The following is a 21,376-nucleotide window of genomic DNA, read 5'->3' as shown; positions in this document are numbered from 1 at the left end:
TGTTAAGGTTTTGGATTATTTGCATTTTCGACTAAGCATTTTAGAAGGCTGGGCATATTTTCTTTTTCGCATTTTATGTTATCTATTGTATTTTTTCCTGTGGATGTTAAAAGGTAGTAAATTTGTCGCCGATCTTTTTCGCCTAATGTTCGTTTTACTAATTTTTTTGATTCAACCGATTTTAAAACTTTGGAAGTATTTGATTGAGATAAGTTTAGTTTTTTGGCAATTTCACCAGCTGGTAAACTCCCATTTTTTAGAGAACATAGCAGCATGCCCTCATTCAAACTAATTCCATATTTTTGATGAAAAAAAATTTCAAATTCGGATATTGCTTGATATATTTCTCGTATGTAGCATAATGTATCCATAACCAATTTAATTAAATGATTATAGTCTGTACTTCGTTTCATTATAAAAGAAGTACAGACTATGTTATGAGTTTATGAATTTATTATTTTTTGTTTTCTAGTGATTTCAATAATACAGTTTCGATTGCTTCTTTAAATGCACTTTTAGGCATGGCGCCTTTTGCCATTTGTGGAGCTCCTTCCATAGGTATAAACAAGAGGGTAGGTATACTCATAATTCCGAAAGCCGAGGCAAGTTCCGGTTCTTTTTCTGTATCTATTTTGTAAATATATATTTGTCCTTCGTATTCTTGAGCCAGCTCTTCAAGTATTGGAGCTATGCTTTTACAAGGGCCACACCATGAGGCATAAAAGTCTACAATTGCGGGTTTGTCACCGAGGTATTTCCATTCTTTGGGGCTGGTTTCAAAATTGGCTACTTTTTCTAAGAATTCAGTTTTAGTCAATGCTATAGTTCCCATGTTTGTTTCTTTTTTGAGTTGATTATTATTTTCTGTTTTATTTTCTGTTTTGTTCGAGCAAGCCGTAAAAATTGTGGCTGTCATAAAGAGTAGTCCTAATAACTGTTTTCGTTTCATATTGAATTTTATTTAGTTTAGTTATTATCTTCAGAATGGTATTTTTTATTGTGATAAATATTTGTTGGGGATAGGAGATAACCTATGGTTGCCCCCCATATAATACTTATGTAAGGAGATGACGTAATAGGACAGCTTCCTGTTGTACAACCTATAAAATACCAATATGAAAAACCACTAATAGCTCCGAGCAATATCATTATAATGCGGAATTTGTTAGTGAATATCCATTTTTTTAAGTTGTTTGCTTTCATCTTTTATTTTATTAGAAATATTTTCCATTAGAAATATATTGCAAATATATAAATATTTTATAATATAAAAAATTTCCAATGGAAAATATTTCTATATTTAACAAAATACAATATAAAAAGAGGTTTATTTTACTTTTGGAGTGTATATAGATGATGGCTAAGGAATGATTTTGTATGTTATGTTGGTTGCATCGGCGTAGTCAGTCAGTAATCTAATTGTGTATTGTATTGTTTCCGGCAATAAATTTGCACATGAATATGCGTTGATAATGATAAGAATATTTTGAGTATCTATGGAAAGTTGAGTTCGTATTTCATCACTGGTCGGAGTTCCTATCGGACCTTTTTTATCTCGATATACCGGTAATCCGTCAATATTCAATAATCCTCTGCCTATGGCGTTAAAGTTTTCTTCTTTGTGTCCTATTCCTAAAGTAAGATCACCGTCTATCTTATCAGCATCAAAACCTCCGATGGAAAATCCGCTTTTTATAGAAACCAAATTGATAAGATCAACTAATGTAGATATCTGATATAGTTCTGTTTCTTTTACGATACGTCTACAGAGGGCTTCTGCTGAAGGGCGATATCGATTTGGATCTTTGCCAAATGTTTTATAAGCTTGCCGGGTGGCTTGTATGGTCAGTCGTTTGTTGATTTCTGATAAAGTATAGAGCTTTTTTATTTGTTCGGTTTCTTGTGTTATTTCTTTCCATAGTAAATTAGAGTACTTCGTATTATGTACATGGGCTTTTATGATTCCTGCCCGATAATCTGGGCAGGAATTTTGTATTTTATCTGATATAGAAATGATGTGTCCCATTAATCTTTGCTCCAAATGTTTACTATCTCAGCTATATATATTTGATGTAAGCCCCCATTTATGTACCATTTGTCGAAAATAGTATTATCGAAGAAATTTTCCTTTTTAATAAAATCAGTGTATAACTTTTTACACTCAAACGTCAGACGCGACTGTTCAAAAGTTACATTACCTAAATTGGTAAATATAGGAAGAAGCCCTGTTGCTTTGATTTTGTCTGTATCTTTTCCCGATTTGCTACCACATATCTTATGTATATCTTTATTTTCTTCTCCTAAAAAGGATAGAGTAAAATAGTCATTTGTTTCAATAAATTTATGGGTGTAACGTTCGGGACGGATAAAGATATATACTACAGGCTTATTCCACAGGAAACCTATACCTCCCCAATTTGCAGTCATTGTGTTGAATTTAGATGAATTTCCAGCAGTTACCAGCATCCATTCTTTACTGATAGTTTCGAAAAAATTGTCATTTAAGTGGCTTATTTCGAGTTTTTTCATATTGTTTGTATTTTTGAATTACACAAAATTACATAAAAATCTGATTTTTGTATAAAAATATGTGTTGGAATGTTTGGTTATGGAAAGTTTATATTTTTATTGGTTATGTTGTACAGGAATATTTGTATAAAGGAGTAAGTTTATGTGTAGAATTGAAGTAATAAATGAGCCAGAAAAAGTGGGCTGGTAAGGAAGAATAAAATCTAAAAAACAAAAAAGGTTGTCTCCCGACAACCAATCTTGTAAACCTTAAATCTAATACTATGAAAAAACATGTTGCAAATATATTATCTTACTTTGTATTGTGCAACTTTTAGTGCAAAAAAAATTATTACATTAACATTTTTTTCTGTAAAAAGTAGATTTTTATTAACTTTTTAAATGTTAAAGAGACAATTTTATCTCTTCTCCTTCTTTTAGAGTTACGGATATAGGAGCATTCGTTGAAAGTAACGAAGATTTACCTTTTTGTGATATTCTGATTTTGGTATTATTCTTTGAAATGAATGATGCTGGCAGCTGAATTGAAAAGTTTCCAGCACGAGAAGCTACTAGTTTTATATTGAGCCGAGGTGTTTTGTTAAGTTCCCAATCGACGTCAACGGTAATACCACCTTGAGCTCTCAATCCTTTGAAGTAGCCTTTATTCCAATAACAGGCTGGGAGTATGTCTATATATCCGTCATGACTTTGTAAGAGCATTTCAGCAATACCGGCAGTACCTCCGAAATTACCGTCTATTTGGAATGGGGGATGTGCACAGAATAAATTAGGATAAGTACCACCTCCTTTATAATCGATTGTTTCTCCTTTTACAGGATATAAGAGGTTTTTAAGTAGAGTGTGAGCTTTATCGGCATCTTTTATTCGTGCCCAGAAATTTATTTTCCAGGCTCTGGACCATCCAGTGCCACCGTCTCCTCGCCGATTGAGAGTTTTGCGACATGCGTTTATTAATTCTGGCGTTTTGGTTGGAGTTATTTGGTTTGCTGGATATAGTCCGTAAAGGTGGGATATATGACGATGATGAATATCTGTTTCTTCATAATCTTCAAGCCATTCTAACAAATAACCACCTTGGGTACTTATTTGCATGGGTGGTAATTTTTGAAGGGCTATATTTATTTGTTGACAAAACTGCGGGTCGATGCCTAATATTTGTGCGGCACTTACAGTATTTTCGAATAGCTCTCTGATGATTTGGGTATCCATAGTGGGACCCATACATACAAATACCGATTGGCCGTTTTGTTTAAATGAATTTTCAGGTGATGATGATGGAGCTGTTACTAACCATTGATGTTTCGGTTCGGTAATCATGTTAGATAGAAAGAATTGTGATGCACCTTTGAGAACAGGATAGATATCGGCTACGTATGATGTGTCGGGGTTAAATAGGTAATGTTGCCATAAATGAGAGCAGAGCCATGCCCCTCCGGTATTTGTTGCTCCCCATGATGCGTGTTCTGCAGGTGCAGTAAAAAGCCAAGGGTTGCTTACTACGTGAGCTACCCATCCATCTGCTCCGTAAAATTCTCGGGCTGTAATTTTTCCTGAGGAAACGAGTTTTTTTGTATAGTCAATAAGCGTATTATGCAATTCTGATAGATTAGTGACTTCTGTTGGCCAATAACACATTTGGAGGTTGATGTTCAGATGATAATCTCCATTCCATGGTGTTTGTATTGTATTGGCCCAAAGTCCTTGGAGATTTAGAGGTAGGGAACCTTTGCGGGTACCGCATATCATTAAATAACGTCCAAAATGGAAATAGAGGGCATAAAGGGAAGGATCTTCTATTTTTTGATTATTTATTAGACGAAGGTCTGTCGGGATATCGGTTATTTGGGAAGTGCCCAATTGTAATTGTACTCGATTAAACTTTTTTTGGTATTTTGCTTTATGTGCTGATAATAATTTTTTATAGTCAGTGGTTATAGACTTTTGCAGTAACTGGTTTATTTGTTCTTTATAGTGTGAATTTTCGAAGTTAGTTCCAGAGGAGATAATAATATAAGTGTCTTTAGCTTGAGTGATCGATAGAGCTTTATGTTCGGGAGTTACGTTGCCATCAGTAATTACTTGTACTTTGGTTAGGTATTTTACACCATCTTCTCCATATCCGTTATTCATTGCTCCCTCCATATAGAGATTTTTTTCTTGGATATAAGTCTTATAACGTTCGGGTCTGGCTAAGTTTAGAGAAAAAGCTAACTGATTTTTTTTATTTGAAGATAACTTGATTACTATGACATCATGTGAGTGTGAAACAAAGTATTCGCGAGTGTATTTGATTCCATGTTTAGTAAAATGTGTGTAGGCTAAAGCATCGCTCAATATAAGGCCTCTTTTATAATTAGATATTAGGGTATCTTGGTCTTTATAATTATAATTTATGTTGAGATAACCTAATGTTTGAAAACTTCCATAAGGAGCATTTGCTCCTTCTCCTCTGTTTGTCCCTTTTCCTGCGCATTTAAAATGTGCATACATTAAATCTTGGGCTTCTTTATTTTTACCTGCCAATAATAGTTGTCGTATTTGTGGCAAATATTCGATTGCTTTGGCATTTACAGTATTTTCTTTACTTCCTGACCACAAGGATATATCGTTTAAAATAATTTTTTCGTGATATATGCCGCCGTCAGGCATGGCTCCTAATCGGCCGTTTCCTAATGGAAGAGTTTCTTCCCATATTGTTGCAGGACTTTTATACCATAATTCAAGATTTTCTTGAGTATATCCTGAATGTACAGATAATAATAGGAAAAGGAAAAATAAAAGGCTGGTTGTTGTGTCTTTTTTGTACATGCTATTGTAATTAAATTTCTAAGTAACAGGTAAAATTATGTTATTTATTTGAAATAATAAATATAAATTATGTATTTTTGTTAGAAATGCATTTTTAAAGTGTGTTATGGATGTAAGAATAGAAGACAGTTGGAAACGGCGGTTACAACCTGAATTCAATAAGCCTTATTTTGAAAAACTGGTTGCTTTTGTAAAACAGGAGTATGCGAGATATACGGTATATCCTCCCGGCCATTTGCTTTTTTATGCATTCGATACGTGCCCTTTTGATAAGGTAAAGGTGGTTATAATAGGACAAGACCCGTATCATGAACCAGGGCAATATTATGGGTTATGTTTCTCCGTGTTGGATGGGGTGCCTTTTCCTCCGTCTTTAGTAAATATTTTTAAAGAAGTACAAAATGACTTAGGGAAACCTGTTCCTCGTTCTGGCAGGCTGGAACGTTGGTCGAATCAGGGAGTATTGCTTATCAATTCGATACTGACAGTAAGAGCTCATCAGGCTGGTTCCCATCAGGGAAAAGGGTGGGAAGAGTTTACAGATGCTGTGATAAAACGAATAAATGATGAAAAAGAGAATGTCGTTTTTATGTTGTGGGGTGCATATGCCCAAAAGAAGGGGGCTTTTATAGACCGTACCCGACATTGTGTTCTTACAGCACCGCATCCTTCACCATTGTCTGCAGACAGAGGATTTTTCGGTTGTAAGCACTTTAGTAAAGCAAATGAATATTTTAGGAGTAAAGGGTTACCAGAGATAGACTGGTAAACTTTATATATACTTCTGTAAGGAATATTATGCATAACAGATGCATCTTGATTAAATATATAATCTTAATTCAATAATTTTTTTGAAAAAGGTGTAAATACTGTGATAAATTTATATAGATTCAATATCCAAGAAAATTTGATATTGAAATGATATTAGTACATAGTCTCATTCATGTCTGCTACAGTCGGGTTATGGATAGTCAATCCGCCATCAGCAATGATGGTTTGTCCGGTGATGTATCGAGCATCATCTGAGGCGAGAAATGCCGCTGTTGCTGCAATGTCTTCAGGCTTGCCCAAATAGGGAAGAGCGTTATGACGAAGAAATATTTGCCGATTTTTTTCTGGCAGATTATTTAATGCTGCAGGGGTCAGAATGAGTCCGGGGGCAATAGCATTACAGCGAATATTCTTTTTTCCCATTTGAGTGGCAGTATATTGTGTAAGACTGATAATCCCGGCTTTTGAAATTCCATAGTAAGTTCCCTGATAATCTCCGGTAATACCGCTTATTGAAGCAATATTGATGATATTTCCTCCATTTTGTCTTTCTAAAAAAGGTATAACCAGTTGGGTCAAATATGTAGCACAGCGGATATTAATGTGAAAAATTTCATCAAAATAATTTATGTCGAGGTGTTCGATATCCTTATCAAGAGTTAAGTTACTCCCTCCTATATTATTTATTAAAATATCTATTTGTCCATAGTGTTCAAAAACGGAGTTGATAAGTTGGCGGCAACTTTCTAAATTATCGGCAGAAAAATAAATTGGAAATGTGTTTGCTCCTTTGGATGCTAAATTTTTTGCTAAAACATCAGCTTTGTCTTTTGCATAATCTGCAATTACGACATTCGCTCCTTCTGATGAGAATCTTTGAGTTATCGCTTTACCTATCCCAGATGCTGCACCGGTAATAATGGCAATTTTTTTATTTAATCGTTTCATTATTGTTTAGATTGTTATCGAATTTGGATAATATCAACAGGTTGTTGCATTTTGGGGTCTAAAGGGTGGGACTGGTAAGATATTTTTTCAAAATCTATATTATTTAAATTGATGCAACGTATGTTATTATTATATGAAGTTTTATAATATAACTTCTTTTGGGTCAAGTCTATGGCTGAGGTCCATTGTGTCGCACTGGGTATATTCGGAGCTTTTCCTATGGGATGTTCCACTCCGATAGGAATATCGAAATTGTTTAAAATGTGAAAGCTCTGGAAAATGGTTTCTTCAGAAGTTTTCAGTTGTGGGGCGGTGGCTTTGTAGAAAGCAATTCTGACAAAACGAGATGGGGGCGTGACGTCTCCCGGAATACCTAAAAATCCTGAACCGGCGCCAAAAGGAAATATTGTAATATCGCCTATTTTCTGGGTGGGAGCATTACCGGGGAAGAGATTGACGTAATTGTTCAAGTTTGTTATATGCCAAGGAAAATCCGGTGCATTAGTCAACACTCCTATTTTGTTTTCATAAAAATGAGGTATACCATTTATAAATTCAAGAACAACTTGACGTCCTGAAGCCTCACCAATACGCCAGTGTACGGTGGAACCCTGTTTGTCTAAAGAGGTGATTCGTATTTGTTTTGTAGCCTCTATAACTTCGTCTATTGTAGAGAATCGAGATAATATCCAGGATACAAATTGCAAGTCGGACAAAGTTTGATTATTTTGTTGAGGGTCATATTCAGGGTATTTTCCGTAATGAGGAAAATAGAATAGGCCTGCAGACAATCCGACTTCGTTTAACCCCTCAGCAATAAATTCTTTTTGAATGATGGCTAATCCTACAACTCCGTATTTTGATTGAAATTTGAGTCCGTTTATACCTGTAGGGGTATAGGATATTTGCTCTAAGTTACGGGGGATAATCACATATTCGCTAGGAAGATAGCTGTCTCCCCATTCTATAGTACGGGCTTGTACGTAACCTCCATCTTTTGCAAATAATGAAATGCCAGTACATGCAAAACCCGAAAAAATTCCAGCAAGAATAAGCGTGATAAAAATAAAAAATGTTCTCATACTAATGTGTGTTAAGTTGAAACTATAGTATGAGAACAAGTAAGAACCTTTTATGTTTATGCAAATGTTTTGTTTTTTGATTTTTGAGCCATATTATGGAATAATTTTAAATACGGTGTTCGATTTGTCTGTAATAATTTTCAACAAATAAATATTCCCAGGTTGTAGGTTTGCATAAAATGAATTACTTGGAAAAGATATTTGTTGATATAGTACACCGGTAAGCGTATATATATATACTTTTTGTATTGTGTCTTCACAGAATAGCTGTATTCTGTTATCGTTTCTATTATATGAATATTGTATAGTTGATTTTAGGGGAGTTTGTACAGATGTTTCTTGTTGTAGATATTTTAGTCCGGCCATAGCATCCAGTTTGCCCATGCCGAATCTTCCGTTATCTGCTTCTCCGGTATATGTATCATGATAAGCTGTATTTTTTATTATTTTTTTTACATCTTCAGCTGTCAGTTTTGGATTTATTTCCAACCATAAAGCTAATGTACCGGTTACTACTGGAGTTGCCATAGAAGTTCCATTGGCTATACCCCAACTGTATTTGCGGTTGCTGGTTTCATCTGTTATCTGAAAAACTTTATATTCTGGTTTTACTGAAAAACTTCCTGCATATGAACTGAATGAGGAAATGACAGTTGCTCCCGGAGCCACAACATCAGGTTTGATTCTATTATCATAAGTAGGACCTTTTCCTGATAAGGGATACAATTCTTGTTGTTTCCATTCAGCAATATGTTTGTTCCCGTCTAAATCTTGGTAACATTGTCTGGAAACATAGGCTCCTACGGCGATAGGTTCATATCCGGTGGCTGTACAGGCAATAGTATAGTCTGTTGTTCCTTCTGTATACCCTTCTTCACCTTTAGATGTGAAGTAGCCGTAATCACTGTTGATCATATATTTCCCGGATTCAGAACTGAATGTTATTTCCCAGATTTCATTTTCTGGTTGGGTGTAAGACATCGTTATACGGAAGTTTGGGTTTCCGTTGGCATTATTTGTAGAAGAGGAGATATTGATAAGTGCATCATTGTTCTCTTCAGTACCGAATTTTTCGAAACTTTTAGACCACGTTTCTCCACTGGTAAACGTTTGAGAAAATAAAGTAGAATGATTTGTCGTATTTTTTAGGGTTATGGTAAGTTGGTAGATATGTCCTTTTTCTCCTTGTATGAACAGATTATCCCTGCCATAGCTGGGGGGAATCCAATAGCTTTTAGTCATTTGCTTATCCCCGAATATCCCGGCCAATGTTGATTTTCTGTCACCTTCATTGCCGGCAGCAATGGAAAGAAGTTTACCTTTTTGGCCTTTTAATAGTTGGTCTATGAGGACTGAAAAATTATCAGTACCATCTTTATATCCTAAGACTGTTCCGATACTTAGGTTTATTGATATAGGTTTTTGGGCGTTTTCAGCGTATTTTAGGAGGAAGTCTATTCCATCCATAATACCCTGTTCGGTTTTGTTTGTTGATACGAGAACTATGCCAGCTTCAGGAGCTACGCCTCTATAGGGGCCATCATAACTTCCGGCAGCTATACCGGTTACATGAGTGCCATGTGTATCGCCGGATAATTCCATATCTCTTTTGGCATTCGCAACATCTTCGGGTGTGTTATATACTATCCCATATCCATAGGGAGAATTGGTGGCTGAGAAGAAATTGTTTTGGTCCCAAACAGCCTGAATGCGGCATTTCCCATTATTATCTCGGAAATTAGGGTGTCCAAAATCCAGTCCGGCATCAATGATTCCTATTAGCACGTTTTTTCCTCGGTAGGGAGTGTTTAACCCATTCGTACCATTGTAAGCTTCATCAATATGTGTGAAGATGCGTACGGAATCCATCATGAAGTGTATCTCTTGACCAGTATCTATTTCTAAAATATGGTGATCTTGGGCGATGGCTTCTAAATTTTTTATTGGGATTAGGGCCGTATAAAGATTGTTGTACCCGACGTTTATTTTTATATCATACGATTCGCATAACTTTTGGATGTTTGCGTCCGGGTGGAATCGCACATAAGCTTGTATATATTTAATTTTTGAAGAGCTTCGTGTATAGGGTGTAGTCTGGTATTGTTGTATTTTTAGCAGAGTGTTTGCTGTGTATTTGGGAGAATATTCTTTACAGATAACCTGTTTTTGAGCGGTTAATAAAAAACTGTATAAAAGGAATATAAGGATCAGTGTTGCTGGCTTTTTCATAGACCTTCGTAAGATAAAATATGATTTAATTATTTTAGGACGAAAAAGGAATCCATTATATAAAAACTATTCCTTTCGTCCTAAAATAATTGGTTTGAATTATCGCTTTTGACAAAAATATAAGTATTCTTTATTTAATAATTACTTTATGGTTATATTTTTGTCCGTTAGATAGTATGGTAACGATATATAATCCTTTGTTGTCGAGAGTTATTGTTTTGTTGTCTATATTCTCGTTGACAATTATTTTTCCACTGATATCCGAGATGATAGCTTGACATGATGTTTCTGATTGTATATATAAGTTATGCCCTATAGTATATACGTTGATATTTGCTTCTTGTATGCTTTCCGTGCTTACAGGAGTAGGATCAACTTGCCAAGATAGAACAGGGAATCCTTGGTTCATATTTTTACTATCGATTGTCCAGACATTTTGTCCATTATTAAGGTCTGTGACGAAACTTTCGGTTTTCATATCGGCTTCTTCTTTGGCTGTGACACCTGGATTTTCGTCAGTAGCGGCATTGGGAATATTCAAATAATAACAGTTTTCAATAGATACACCTGTATCGGTTGTTCCAATAACTGCTTGATTGAAAATTCCATCACTCGGGACATTTCCGGTAGTGTAGCAATTTTTTGCTGTACCAGAAGTTAAATATCCGCATATTCCTCCGGCAAAGAATCCGCCAACTGTTATCATACCGGTGTTGTAACAGTTTTCTATTATTCCGGATTTATCAACATAACCGACAATACCACCAACACTGTTGTGTCCATTAATGTTTGTATTATTGGAGCAACCCGAAATTGTTCCACCGCCATTGTTGGTTCCAACAATACCTCCAGCACCAGTAGGACCTGTACCCATAATAGTTAAAACAGCATTGTTTGAGCAATTGATAACTTTTCCTCCATTCATAGCTCCAACAATAGCTCCGGTGGCATCTGCACCTTCAATAATGGAATTCTCTCCGATATTTAAATTTTTGATTTCAGCATTTTGGGATATGCAGGCAAATAAACCGGTTCCACCAATTCCATTTTCCGGATTTGGATCTACATAATATACATGTATGTTATCGATTGTTTTATAGTTGCCATCAAAAACTCCTAAGAAATATTTTGAATCATCGATCATTCCACCTCCTTGGTTTTCGCTGTCGATATATTCGTCAAAAAATCCGATTGGAGTAAATTTTTGTTCGTCATTTATACCCATATCCAAATCAGTAGTTAATTTGAAATATTTACCTTCATAAGTTTCTCCATTTCTGACTGTTTCAGACAGATAAGCCAGATGCTGGCCATTTTCTATTAGATATGGATTACTGGACGAACCGTCACCTTGTGTCCATGCTGCAGTCGTTCCATCCCAAGTTTGGGCATTTGCAGCTGTTCCCATTATTGCACTTAGCAATAGTAAGTAAAGCTTTTTCATACGATGTTTTGTTTAGTTGAACATTAGTTATATATAATTTCTGTGTTTTATTTGTTTGGGAGTTTTAGTGTTTCTTCAAAAGCTACACCGGAAAGGATACCCCATTTACCGTCTTGCTCTACTAAAAAATTCATTTGAGTAATAATGGTGTTACTGATTTTGTTTAATTGTCCGGTTCCGGCAACATATACTACACCATATTCCGGATAAATGAAAGCTTTTTGTTGTTCTATGGTTGCATTTCCGTTTTGGTCCAAGTCTATACGAATATCGCCATTTTCTACATAACAATCTTTAACGATGTAAAATGGAGCTTCTTCTGCTTTCATCACAGTAACTTCTTTTTCTGTTCCTAAAAATTGAGAGGTATAAATTCCTTTTTCCTCCATTTGGTACCAGGTAGGTTTGCGACTGATGGATACGGTTATTGCTGATTTTCCAAAAGGTGAAACGCTACAATTTTCTTTTGGAGTCAGACGTATTTGAGTTTTAGCCTTGGTCAAATAATCGAGCTTGACTAAATCGATGTTTAATTTGATTTTAGCTTCATTATTGCCCTCTGCGAACGTAATTATATTGTTGTCGAGAGATATAAATTCTCTACCGGGCTGTTCTCCCCCGTTTCCGTCTTGTTGGAAAAAGAGCTCAGCTGTTACGCTGGCGTTACCTTGCGTGCTTTCTCTATAAATAGATATCTCTAATGTATTTTCAGTCTTTTCTACTTCTTTATTTAAGACATCATTTTGAAAGGATATGTAGTTATACGTATCTGATTCGTAAATACGTGTAATGTTGTCTTGGTCACATCCGATCAGGAATGAGGAAATAAGTAGTGTCCCGAATATATATTTGTTCATTTTCATATTTATATTATTTAATTAAAGAGGATTTTGGTCTGCTACAGGGTCCATATTGACATTTCCATCAAATTCTGACTGAGGTAGTGTCAAGATAAAACCTTTATAATCCGGTATTTTTGTGTTATCGCTTAGCTTTACGATATGATTTGAGCCTTCATAGTCCCGGGTATAGCCGGCTTTAAGACGGAGAACGTCAAATATTCGACCGGTTTCTCCCCATAATTCGATTCGGCGTTGTAAAAGTATTTCGTCCAATAGAGTTTTTATTTCGGGAGTTGATACTGTACCGTAGATGTCTAAAGTCATTTCATTGCTGTCTGTCACTTTATCCAGACGATTCTTGACATAGTTTTTCTCTCGAATGGATCCGAAATTTTTCATTAGAGTTCTCGCTTGATCATAATTTTTTAATCGGCATAGAGCTTCGGCCTCGATAAGCAACATCTCTTCAGCTCTCATATAAATATTGTCTCCTAAATAAGAAGAATATTCACTGAATCTAAATTTGGTTGTGCAATAGCTTTTTTGAGGTCCTTGTGTCTGTTCTAATGCAGGTGCTATGTTTCCTTTCCACCAGTTATTGCGACGTATGTCCTGAATACCCATTTGTTTATATAGCCATGCACTGATACATTTTCGGTCGTATGAAGCGTGCATTCCGGCATTAGCATCCATATGGCAAAAGAAAGATGCGTATGCTCCGTTTTGGTCTGTTTTTTGTATCTCGGTTCCCCATAATACAGAGGTCATATCTAAGTCGTTAAATCCGCTTACCAGTTCAGATGCGTCGGCCAGACCCAAATCTGTTTTTTGCCGAGCTATGTTTGCTGCATTGGCTGCGTCTTGCCAGCGGTTTTGTACCAGAGCGATACGTGCCTTGATGCCGTTTGCGACATAATAATCGATATGAGATTTGTGTATTTGGCTTATTCCTTGTTCTTCAGCTTGTTTTAGTAACCCTATTCCTTTTTCTATATCTTCATTAATTTGTCTATATACATTGGCTACAGTGCCTCGGGGTTTTCCTTCAGTCGAAGAGGTTGTCGGTTCCGTATATACGGGAACCCCCGGAGAATTTTCATGACCGATGTATGTTTGTTGATAGAGTTGTATCAGATAAAAATAGCAAAGAGCCCGTAAAGAGTATGCTTGTCCGAACAGGTTGTCTTTTTCACCGGGAAGCCCGGTCAGACTTTTTTCATGAGATAGAATATAATTCAGGTTTGAGATGATGGTATAGTAAAAGTTCCATTCAGAATAAGGCCGATATAACATGCTTGAATAGAAGTTTCGCTCCTGTAGGTTATAGTCCATTGAGAACCATCCTTTGATGCTTGATGATACGATGTTATCGTCTCCCATAAAGTCTGCCACCAACATGGTAGACATATATCCGAAAGTATGGGTAGAGTTGTCTCCCGCCCAACCGGAAGAGTACATCAGACGATAAACACCGTTCATGGCAATCATGCCTCCATTTACATCGGTGAATATGACGTTTCCTGATATCTGGTCAGTAGGATTGGTATCTAAATAATCGGTACAGGAAAAGAGGGAAGAAGCGCCGATTATGGCAAGTGCAATATATTTTGTTAATTTCATATTTTTTAGTTTTAGTATCATTAGAAGTTAATATCTATGCCGAAAGAGATAGTTCTTGACGGAGTATATGTATATCCGACTGTTCCTGTGAAATTGTATTGAGGGTCCATCCCTTTTAGATGACTGAATAATGCTAAATTATCTCCGGAAGCATAAAACCGAATTTTTTGCATTTTCATTTTGTCAGTCCATTTTTTAGGAAGGGTATATCCTAATGTGATGTTCTTGATAGCAAAGTATGACGCATCTATTAGGTTTTGGTCGGTTGTACGTATTTGTTGGTCCCACATGATTTTAGGTACATCGGTGATATCTCCGGGTTTTTGCCACCTTCTTAAGGCATTTTTATGCCATACGTAGCCTTTATATCCTACATTCATCATGCTGCTGTAAATGCCATCCAGCATTTCACCTCCTATGGAGTAGGTGGTAAGAATGGATAGATCGAATCCTTTGAATGCTAAGTCATTGGTAATGCTTCCATATAAGTCGGGAATGCGATTTCCTACAACTTCTCGGCTGTTGGCCGTCAGTGTTACGTCATCGGTTTTGTATCGTTCTACGAGATTGTTGTTTTCGTCATGATTTACCCAATAAAGTTGATTACCGGTCAAAGGGTCAACTCCTGCAGAGATAGGCAGGTAAAACGAGTTTACAGCTTCTCCCTCACGGAAGATATTTGAACCTGAGATTATTTCCGGTTTATCGGCCAGTTTCAGTATTTTATTGCGAATATGGCTACCCATCGCTGTCAGTGTCCATCTAAAGTTTCGGTTGTTGAATATGTTTATACTGGCAGTAATATCGACACCTCTGTTTCGCATACTTCCTACATTGGCAGGGTAGGCGTTGAAGCCGGTAGATGTTGCTTTAGGCATATTCAGCAACAAATCTTTGGTATGTTTATTAAAAAATTCTGCAGTTAAAGAAAAACAGTTGAATAACCGGGCTTCGATTCCTATATTCAGATTCTCGTTTTTTTCCCATCTTAGGTCTCTGTTTTCCAGAGAATTTATGGCTGCGCCATTGTAAATGGCATTTGTCAGTCCCATATTGTACAAGCTTTGGTAGGCATAATAACTTCCGATATTATCATTACCCTGTGAACCGAAACTGGCTTTGAATGTTAAATTATTTATCCAGTCTACGCCTGCCATAAAAGGTTCTTCAGAAATTCTCCATGAGGCTCCTAATGACCAGAATTTACCCCAACGGCTGGTTTTGTAAAATCGGGAAGAGCCATCTGTTCGAAAGCTTGCGGATACATAGTATCTTTGAGCATAATTATAGTTGGCGCGGCTCAGATATGATTCGATAGCGTATTTGTCAGTTTGAGAACTTGCTGCAGCCAAATTGGCAGCGGCGGCGAGTTCATAAAGACCTCCAAATGGAAATCCCGTTTTTTGAGCAGCTAAGTATTCTTGTTTTAGCTGGTAAAATTCATGCCCGACCAAAATATCAAAACCGTGCAACCCAAAATCCCGTTTGTAAGTCAATAATTGGTTGAATGTATAACTGAGTTGACGTTGTGCAGCTTTGGTTAAGCTACCGGAAATGGTAGCAGCGTTACCGGTATAAGGATTTTGGTAACTCATTTCGTGAGTATTAAAATAGTCCAAACCTAAATTAGCTGTGAATGAAAAACCTTTCAGAAAACCGTATTTGTCATCATTGGCGACTAACTCAACGTAAGTTCTTGCGCTTAGATTATCTTTAGTGCTTTTTTCCTTATCGTCATAAAGCAATGCTATCGCATTGGAGTTGGATAGTGCAATACGGTTAACTCCATAATCGAATATTTTATTCCCATTGGCATCTAATTTTAAAGAGCCGTCGGCATTATGTTCATATACGGGATAGATAGGTGCCATAATCTGGCTGGTGTACCACAAGTTTGAAACTTCTGACCCTGAAGCGCTATTATAATTACTGGTTGTTTGAGAAAAAGATGCATTCATTCCCATTTTTAACCAATCTTTAGCTTGCGTGTCTACGTTGACACGTCCTGAATAGCGTTCGAATTCTGTTGTCTTCAGTAATCCAACTTCATCAAGGTATCCCATAGATACCATATAGTTGGTTTTAGAGCTTCCTCCGGCTACGGATAACTGATATTCTTGTCTCAATGGATTTTTATTACTTAATTCATCTTTCCAGTCTTCATGATATTTTAATTTGGCATTTGGATTTACTTTCCCTGTATAAGGGTCTATCAATTGAGCAAGAGGCATGTCAAAAGGGTTGTATTCTTCTCTATATCCCAATACTCCTTTAGCTATACCACCCATCACCTCGATAGCCTGTATTCCGGCTTGTGCAGGGTCTAATCCTTCTGTGTAAATAAGTTCGTTTTTGTATGCTTCGAAGGCCAGTTCCATATATTCGGCTTCATTTACGGTTTCATATTTGGGAATAGCTCTGGAGGCAATACCCCAATTAGCTTTTAGATTTACGGATATTTTGTCATTTTCCAATCCACCCCGTTTGGTTGTGATCATTACAACACCATTAGCTCCGCGAGAACCATATAAAGCTCCTGCGGATGCATCTTTTAGTACGGTTATCGATTCGATATCATTGGTATTGATGCTGTTCAGAGTACCATCAAATGGTACACCGTCTACTACATAGAGGGGGGTATTGGCTGCAGAAATAGAACCGAATCCTCGAATTATCATAGATGCACCGGAGCCCGGTTGACCGCTTCCTGATGTACTTTGGACACCTGCGACGGTACCTTCGATAGCTTTTGATACATCGGCTACAATACGTTTTTCAATACGGTCGTGCTTAATTACTTCTGCAGACCCTGTAAATGAACTTTTTTTAGCTGTACCGTAAGCAACGACAACTACTTCGTCCAGTTCTTCCGTATTTTCACTTAAAATGATTTGGAAATTTTTTTTATTTTTTATTGGGAGTTCTTCAGAGTTATATCCTACATATGATGCTATTATAATTGAATTTTCCGGAACTTTTGATAATGTAAAATTTCCGTCAATGTCAGAAATAGTCCCGATATCGCTATTTTTCACTCGAATACTGGCTCCTATAATGGGCTCTCCTTTTTTATCTTTAATGTTTCCTTTGATTTGTATTATATTTTGAGTTTTAGTTGCGGGGATATCAGATTCTTTTTTCTTAGTCACGGAGATTGTATTGTCTCTTTGTTGGAAACTAAGGCCTGTTTGTTTTTCTATTATTTTTAATATTTCCTGAAGAGATGCATTTTTTACATCAAAAGTTACAGGATTTACTTTATTGATAACTAAGGGGTCATAGAAGAAATTATATTTGCCGTTTTTCTCGATTTCTTTAAAAACATTTTCGATAGCTTCATTTTTTACGCGTAGAGTGATAGTAGTAAGCTTAGAGTTTTGTGCCATACATATATTAGATGTGTGGCATAATACTCCTATCAGTATCATCAGACGAATGATGAACTTAGACCTTTTTTTCATCGTAAAATTAATCTTCATGTTAAGTTTATTCGGTATTTTGTTATATTAATTATATATTAATCACTTTAAAATCTTATTTAAATAACAAGATTGTATCTCCTTCAATTTTGTATTTGATACCGGTTATATATTCGATAGATTGTAGCACGGCTTCTAAGCTTTTATTGTCATGCTGTCCGCTAATTCGATTATTAAATGATTGGTTTTCTGAATATTTAAATCGACAATTATAATAGTGTTCCAAATCTTTGGTTACATCGTAGATTGTTGCGTTCTGATAATAAAGTTTACTTTGTATCCAAGCTAAAGCCCGAGAATTGTCTTCCTTTTTCTTTATAAATTCATTTCCGTTGGCTTGAATTTGGACTTGTTCATTAGCTGCCAATTTCATGCTGGCTTGTGGCAATTCGACTTCGACTTTCCCGGATTTTACACTTACTAATGCAGTTTCCTGTTCCGTATATGATTTTACGTTGAATTTAGTTCCTAACACTTTTACTATAAAATTGTCAGTTTTGATTAGAAATTTTTTCTTTTTGTCATGTACTATTTCAAAATAAGCTTCGCCATTCAATTCTATTTCCCGGTTTTCTCCTTGAAATTGCTGGGGAAATTTTATAGTGGAACATGCATTCAACAAAACTTTAGAACCATCAGGAAGTATATATTCCTTCTTTTCTCCGAACGATGTACTTATTTCGGTAAAGAGTATGTGTTTATGTTCCAATATTGTATATTCCTTGATGCTTATTATACTGATTAATAATATTATAATGCATGCAATTGCACCCCATGCCTGTTTCTTGAATGTGAATTGTTTTCTTTTGATTTTATGTAATAATATTCTTGCTTCTTGCTTATATTTTTCTTGTTCTGTGCGATGTAAGAATGGAGGTTCGCTAATGCTTTCTTCCCACATTTCAAGACTGATTTTATTCACTTCCCTTTGCATTTCGGGATTTTGAATATCTTTTAATATATCTTCGACCTCCGATTTGCTATATAAATTATCTAAATAGCGATAAATTTTCTTCTTTTTATCCTCTTCCTTTTTCATAAAGTGAATAATTGTAATAATTTCGTTACAATTATACTACACGGAAATTCTATTTTGCTGGGGTATATTTAACTTATATTAACCATATACTGTTTAAAGATTGAAAAATAAGGACAGATTTATCTATAAAATTGAAAGTATTATTAGCCTTTATTTCAATAAAAATAAGAAGATTACAATATTGACATAAGGCCCTGCGTGTTTATCTAAATAGGTTCTGATAGTTTTTAATGCAATTGAAATATGTTCTTGTACGGTGTTGAGCGAGATACCTAATTTTTGAGCAATTTCTTTATGAGACATATCTTGATTTCTACTCATGTCAAAAATTTCTCGTTGGCGTGGTGTCAGTTTTTCCATAGCACAAGTAAGATATTTCATAAATTCTTTTGAAAATAAGTGTTCTTCGATATCTTCGTGGGCGTCTATAGCTTGGTCGAAGATGTAGTTTTTCAGTTCTGTTTCATTGTCTAAATTACGCAATAAATTCAAGATACGGTTTCGCATTATAGTATATAGAAAAGATGAAAAAGGAATATCTGGATTGATGAATTTTCGTGTTTGCCAAATGGTTGTGAATGTATCTTGAAAGATGTCTTCTGCAAATTCGGATGATTTGAGAAATTTCATCGCGAAGTAGATGAGACGATGCTTATAAGAGGAATATAATTCGCAAAAAGCATCTTCATTACCTTGAATTAGTTTTAATACAAGTTCTCTTTCTTTCTCTGATGAATTATTCGAATTTGTCATTTTTTTTATTTTCTTTTTTCCTAAAAGAAACAAATGCAGGTCGCAAACTTAAAAATTTATCAGAAAATTCACAAATGAATTTTAGAGAAAAGGCTTGTTGCAATCTTGTTCTGGTTTTAAATTTGTTTATAGTTTTTGAGAAGTTACATTTATTCTTTTTTTGAAAGTTTCGGGTTTATCATTTATGATAAGCTCTTGTGGAAATTCTGTTTCCTGAAGTAAAGGATAAATATTTTCATAATTTGCTATGTCGAATGATATATGGGCATCACTACCAAGTATTACCGGAACTTCGTATTTTTTACATAATTGAAGTATTTCTATATTATTTTTACGAGCTTCAGTTTTGTGTCTGACTGGATTCAGGGAGCTGTTATTTATTTCTAATAAAGTACCGTATTTTTTTGAAGCTAAAACGACAGGTTCGAAAAGTAGGGTAGCTGTGCCGTCTCCGGGGTGGCTGATAATGTCTATATATGGGTTAGAAATTGCGCCTATCATGGCAGAGGTATTTTCTTCTATATTGCCGGGAGTATAACAAAGAGAGTGAATACCTGCTATTTTTATATCTAACATTTGGAGGTAGAGTTCCTCTAAATCGATATTTCCCATATAGTCGATAATATTTAGTTCTGCGCCTAATAGTAATTCGATACCATACATTTTTCGAGGAACGACATGTAGATTGCGAAAATAAATGGGATGGCACGTTCCAGGAATTCCTGGGGTGTGTTCGGTAACACCTAATATCTGCAAATGCTTTTCAGAAGCAGTATGAACCATTTCTTGTAGAGAACTGAATGCATGTCCACTGGCCACTGTATGGGTATGTACATCTAATAAAATATTCATAATAGAGATTGGAAAGTTGCTATAATGTATTTTTTAAATTTTAGTTTCTTTTTTCTCTTTTATCCATAATTGGAGAGAATTGATGCTATTCTGCCATACTACATACGATGCAGGACCTATGGAAGCTAACGGATTGAGGTAGGTTAGAGCCATCCATATTGCTAATACTGTATTTTTTTGCCCCAATCCTTGTCCTCCGGCAATTTTATTATAATATTTTTGTCCTATTAATTTACCCAATATAAATTGTAATACGCAGACGATAAGAGCAAAAAGAGCAATTAAAATTTCTTCTTTGTATTCTGCATTTCCTCTACTGGCAATAAAGGATACAGTTTTTCCCATGACTATAGTTAAGGATATGGCCCATAAATAGAATGAGATGCTTTGACGATTTTGTAAAGCAGAATGTACTTTGGGTAGAAACTTTTGTAATATTAAGGCACAGACGAACGGAAATATCAATAAAGGAATCATTTCGGTACCGATTTTTAGAAAAGATTCAAAGAAAGGAAGGGAAATGTGATCTCCCATAAATGAAAATATAAAAGGGGCAATAATTGCAACGGTCATATTACTCAAAAGGCTGTAAGTTGCCAGACAAGCAATATCGCCTCCCAACATTCCAGTTATAACAGCGGCTGCAGTAGCGGTGGGACAGAATATGCATATAAAGGTTCCTTCTGCTACTAAAGGATCAAACGAATATAATAAGGCATATATGAGGAGACTACCGATGACTTGTATCCCTAATAACCATGCATGCAAAGGTGATAAATTCATATTGCGTAAAGATAGTTTGCAGTATGTAACTAAAAGCATGATGAATATTAGGTACGGAGTTAAAAAAGAAATTATTTGAACGTACCGATAAAAAACAGCACCGGTGATCATTGCTATAGGAAGCATCCATTTTTTCAATCGTTGCAATATCACTTTTCCTCACTTTTTGATTATGCAAAGTAAGAATGAATATT

General features: G+C 35.6%; 18 protein-coding genes. 1 reads left to right on the top strand and 17 read right to left on the bottom strand.

Translation table 11 applies throughout. The features are described 5' to 3' along the window. Positions 1-2: 2 nt before the first annotated feature. The 6 genes from Cop2CBH44_RS06900 to Cop2CBH44_RS06880 form a co-directional block, all read right to left on the bottom strand. A complete protein-coding gene (locus Cop2CBH44_RS06900) occupies positions 3-371 on the bottom strand; it encodes a transcriptional regulator, SarA/Rot family (RefSeq protein ID WP_021931155.1) in 369 nt (122 codons plus the stop codon). An 83-nt stretch (positions 372-454) separates the two neighbouring features. Beyond that, positions 455-949 carry a thioredoxin gene (gene trxA, locus Cop2CBH44_RS06895; protein ID WP_200755787.1) on the bottom strand — a complete coding sequence of 165 codons (495 nt, stop codon included), beginning with the start codon at positions 947-949 and terminating at the stop codon, positions 455-457. 17 nt (positions 950-966) lie between these two features. Continuing rightward, complete coding sequence (locus tag Cop2CBH44_RS16530) at positions 967-1,149, bottom strand: DUF6132 family protein (RefSeq protein WP_246469210.1); 183 nt, start codon at positions 1,147-1,149, stop codon at positions 967-969. A 211-nt stretch (positions 1,150-1,360) separates the two neighbouring features. Then, complete coding sequence (locus Cop2CBH44_RS06890) at positions 1,361-2,026, bottom strand: B3/B4 domain-containing protein (protein WP_200755786.1); 666 nt, start codon at positions 2,024-2,026, stop codon at positions 1,361-1,363. After that, positions 2,026-2,529 (bottom strand): flavin reductase family protein, encoded by a 504-nt coding sequence (locus Cop2CBH44_RS06885; protein WP_021931151.1) that lies wholly within the window; start codon positions 2,527-2,529, stop codon positions 2,026-2,028. The genes Cop2CBH44_RS06890 and Cop2CBH44_RS06885 overlap by 1 nt, the downstream gene beginning before the upstream one ends. A gap of 384 nt (positions 2,530-2,913) precedes the next feature. Continuing rightward, positions 2,914-5,340 (bottom strand): glycoside hydrolase family 95 protein, encoded by a 2,427-nt coding sequence (locus tag Cop2CBH44_RS06880; RefSeq protein ID WP_200755785.1) that lies wholly within the window; start codon positions 5,338-5,340, stop codon positions 2,914-2,916. 106 nt (positions 5,341-5,446) lie between these two features. Here Cop2CBH44_RS06880 and ung point away from each other — a divergent pair, with 106 nt between their 5' ends. Further along, on the top strand, positions 5,447-6,109 hold the full coding sequence (ung, locus tag Cop2CBH44_RS06875) for a uracil-DNA glycosylase (RefSeq protein ID WP_021931148.1): 663 nt from the start codon (positions 5,447-5,449) through the stop codon (positions 6,107-6,109). A gap of 155 nt (positions 6,110-6,264) precedes the next feature. Here the strand turns inward: ung and hdhA are convergent, their stop codons facing one another. The 11 genes from hdhA to Cop2CBH44_RS06820 form a co-directional block, all read right to left on the bottom strand. After that, positions 6,265-7,059 (bottom strand): 7alpha-hydroxysteroid dehydrogenase, encoded by a 795-nt coding sequence (hdhA, locus tag Cop2CBH44_RS06870; RefSeq protein ID WP_021931147.1) that lies wholly within the window; start codon positions 7,057-7,059, stop codon positions 6,265-6,267. A 14-nt stretch (positions 7,060-7,073) separates the two neighbouring features. Continuing rightward, a complete protein-coding gene (locus Cop2CBH44_RS06865) occupies positions 7,074-8,141 on the bottom strand; it encodes a linear amide C-N hydrolase (RefSeq protein ID WP_021931146.1) in 1,068 nt (355 codons plus the stop codon). 93 nt (positions 8,142-8,234) lie between these two features. Further along, positions 8,235-10,013: a S8 family peptidase gene (locus tag Cop2CBH44_RS06860; RefSeq protein WP_200755784.1), complete on the bottom strand. Its 1,779-nt coding sequence runs from the start codon at positions 10,011-10,013 to the stop codon at positions 8,235-8,237. 487 nt (positions 10,014-10,500) lie between these two features. Further along, on the bottom strand, positions 10,501-11,814 hold the full coding sequence (locus tag Cop2CBH44_RS06855; RefSeq protein ID WP_200755783.1) for a T9SS type A sorting domain-containing protein: 1,314 nt from the start codon (positions 11,812-11,814) through the stop codon (positions 10,501-10,503). A 47-nt stretch (positions 11,815-11,861) separates the two neighbouring features. Continuing rightward, positions 11,862-12,677 (bottom strand): hypothetical protein, encoded by an 816-nt coding sequence (locus Cop2CBH44_RS06850; RefSeq protein WP_044227994.1) that lies wholly within the window; start codon positions 12,675-12,677, stop codon positions 11,862-11,864. Positions 12,678-12,692: 15 nt separating this feature from the next. After that, entirely contained in the window at positions 12,693-14,276 is a 1,584-nt protein-coding gene (locus Cop2CBH44_RS06845) for a RagB/SusD family nutrient uptake outer membrane protein (RefSeq protein WP_200755782.1), read from the bottom strand. 20 nt (positions 14,277-14,296) lie between these two features. Then, positions 14,297-17,737 (bottom strand): TonB-dependent receptor, encoded by a 3,441-nt coding sequence (locus Cop2CBH44_RS06840; protein WP_200755781.1) that lies wholly within the window; start codon positions 17,735-17,737, stop codon positions 14,297-14,299. A gap of 73 nt (positions 17,738-17,810) precedes the next feature. Next, entirely contained in the window at positions 17,811-18,794 is a 984-nt protein-coding gene (locus tag Cop2CBH44_RS06835) for a FecR family protein (protein WP_021931140.1), read from the bottom strand. 150 nt (positions 18,795-18,944) lie between these two features. Then, on the bottom strand, positions 18,945-19,547 hold the full coding sequence (locus Cop2CBH44_RS06830) for an RNA polymerase sigma-70 factor (protein WP_021931139.1): 603 nt from the start codon (positions 19,545-19,547) through the stop codon (positions 18,945-18,947). A 126-nt stretch (positions 19,548-19,673) separates the two neighbouring features. After that, positions 19,674-20,399 (bottom strand): phosphatase, encoded by a 726-nt coding sequence (locus Cop2CBH44_RS06825; protein ID WP_200755780.1) that lies wholly within the window; start codon positions 20,397-20,399, stop codon positions 19,674-19,676. 33 nt (positions 20,400-20,432) lie between these two features. Then, positions 20,433-21,335 carry a bile acid:sodium symporter family protein gene (locus tag Cop2CBH44_RS06820; protein WP_338025693.1) on the bottom strand — a complete coding sequence of 301 codons (903 nt, stop codon included), beginning with the start codon at positions 21,333-21,335 and terminating at the stop codon, positions 20,433-20,435. Positions 21,336-21,376 lie beyond the last annotated feature (41 nt).

It is taken from the genome of Coprobacter secundus subsp. similis, from assembly GCF_015097275.1.
GTDB lineage: Bacteria > Bacteroidota > Bacteroidia > Bacteroidales > Coprobacteraceae > Coprobacter > Coprobacter secundus.
This window is presented reverse-complemented; position numbering and strand designations above follow the sequence as displayed.